Consider the following 2548-nt stretch of genomic DNA (forward strand, 5'->3'; position numbering starts at 1 on the left):
ACCGCCTCCTGCTCAGCCGCGGCAAGCCCGGCCAACCGACGAACCAGCCCATCGCCCCCCGTGGACGCCGCCCGAGCCGCCGGCCGAGCCATCCGGCCAAGGATCTGGTGCAGGTGGCGGGCGACGGCCAGCGGAGTCGGGTGGTCGAAGGCCAACGTGGCGGGAAGCTTCAGCCCTGTCTCCTCCTGCAGCTTGTTGCGCAGCTCGACCGACGTCAGGGAGTCGAACCCGGCATCCTTGAACGCCGTATCCGCCCGCACAGCCTCCGGCCCGGCATGCCCCAGCACCACCGCGACCTGACCACGAACCACATCGACAAGCACCGCCTCCTGCTCAGCCGCGGCAAGCCCGGCCAACCGACGAACCAGCCCATCGCCCCCCGTGGACGCCGCCCGAGCCGCCGGCCGAGCCATCCGGACCAGACCGCGGAGCAGGTGCGGCAACGTGCCGCCGGCCGCCACGTCCGCCCGCATCGCCTCCAGGTCGAGCTTGATCGGCACGAGCAGCGCTCGGTCCGTACGCAGCCCGATGTCGAACATGGCCAGGCCCTCGTCCTGCGTCATCTCCAGGACGCCGCCACGGCCGGCCCGCGCGTGGTCGACGGTGCTGAGGTGGGCGGCCATGCCGGTGCTGCGCTCCCACAGGCCCCAGGCCAGGGACAAGCCCGGCAGGCCCGCCCCTCGGCGGTGGGCCATCGCGGCGTCCAGGTAGGCGTTCGCCGCCGCGTAGTTGCCCTGGCCGCCGCCGCCGATCACGCCCGCGACAGAGGAGAACACGACGAACGCGTCGAGATCCGTGCCGCGGGTCAGTTCATCGAGGTGACGTACCGCGTCGACCTTGGGAGCGAACACGCCCGCCAGCCGGTCCGCCGTCAACGTCCCGATCACCCCGTCGTCGAAGACACCGGCCGTGTGCACGACACCGGTCAGGTCGGACATCGACGCGAGCAGCTCCGCCACCTGGCTGCGGTCGGAGAGGTCGCAGGCGACCGCGGACACCTCCGCTCCCTGCCCGGCGAGCTCGGCGACCAAGTCCGTGACCCCGTCGGCATCCGGGCCCTGCCGACTGGCCAGCACCAGATGCCTCACAGCGTGCCGAGTCACCAGGTGCCTGGCCACCAGCCCGCCCAGCGACCCCGCGCCCGAGACCAGGACTGTCCCGTCCGGACCGAACGTGGCAGGCGAATGCGAGTTCTGAGCGGCGTGAGCAAGACGCGGCACGAAGAGGGTCGTTCCACGCACCGCGATCTGTGGCTCACCGGTGGCCAGCACCGAACCCACAACCGACCCGGCGTCGCCTTCGGCAGCGGGATCGGTGTCCAGCAGGATGATCCGGCCCGGGTTCTCGGCCTGTGCGGAACGCATCAGTCCCCACACGGCGGCCGCGGCCGGATCGGTCACCGTGTGATCACCACCGGCCGCCACCGCACCGCAGGTCCGCACGACGAGCAGCGTCTCCTCGAGCGCGGGCGCGGCCAGCCACGCCTGCAGGATCTCCAGTACTCGTGCAGTCACGGCGAGTGCCGCGTCCGCGCCGACCGCGTTCAGCACCGCCGCCGACGGCACACCTGTGCCTTCAGCGAGCGCCGTCACGTCGTCGGGGGTGACCACCGGCACCCACGACTGCATGTCCGCCCGCCGAGCCGGGGGCAGTTCGGTCCAGTCCACCTGGAAGAGCGATTCGCGGCCCTCGCCCGCGGCACCCGGCCGCTGGGCGGATACCGGCCGGGACACCAGCGAGTCCATGGTCAGCACCGGCCCGCCGGTCTCGTCGGCAGCCTCGACCGACAGCGCGTCCGGGCCGAACGGCGCGAGCCGCACTCGCAACGCCGAGGCACCCACGGCGTGCAGCACCAGCCCGTTCCACGCGAACGCCAGCACTTGCTCCGCGGGTTCCTCCACGGCACCCACCGTCGCGGCCTGCAGGGCGGCATCCAGCAGCGCCGGATGAACACCGAACCTGCCGGCCTCCTCGCGCAGGTCCTCGGGCAGGGCGGCCTCGGCGAAGATCTCCTCGCCACGCCGCCACACCGCCCGCAGCCCTTGGAACGCGGGCCCGTACGCGTAGCCGCGCTCGGCCAGGTCGTCGTAGAAGTCTCCGACGTGAACCTGCTCCGCGCCCGGCGGCGGCCAGGCGATGAAATCGAACCCGGTGCCACCGCCGCTCGGCGTCGCCGACAGCATGCCGGTGGCGTGCCGTATCCACGCGCCCGTGCCGTCATCACGCCGGGAGTACACGTGTACCGTGCGGGAGCCGGCCTCGTTCGGACCGCTCAGTGCGACCTGCACGCGGACCCCGCCCTGCTCGGGCACGACGAGCGGTGCCTCGATCACCAACTCGTCGAGAACTGTGCATCCGGCTTCGTCGCCGGCACGTACGGCGAGCTCGACCATCCCGGTGCCGGGAACGATCACCACACCACCGACCGCGTGGTCGGCCAGCCAGGGGTGCGTCCGCAACGACAACCTCGACGTGAAGACCAGCCCGTCGGACTGCGGCAGCTGTACCACCGCACCCAGCAGCGGGTGATTGGCCGGCGCCTGTCCCA

1 protein-coding gene is annotated in these 2548 nt (G+C 72.3%); it reads right to left on the minus strand.

Features of this window, described 5'->3' with window-relative positions; translation table 11 throughout:
* Positions 1-2548 (minus strand): type I polyketide synthase (locus ACIRQP_RS42010; protein WP_403900703.1); only part of this gene is annotated, 2548 nt, incomplete at both ends.

Origin of the sequence: Streptomyces sp. NPDC102274, assembly GCF_044766385.1 — a bacterium.
In the GTDB taxonomy this organism is placed as follows: Bacteria; Actinomycetota; Actinomycetes; order Streptomycetales; family Streptomycetaceae; genus Streptomyces.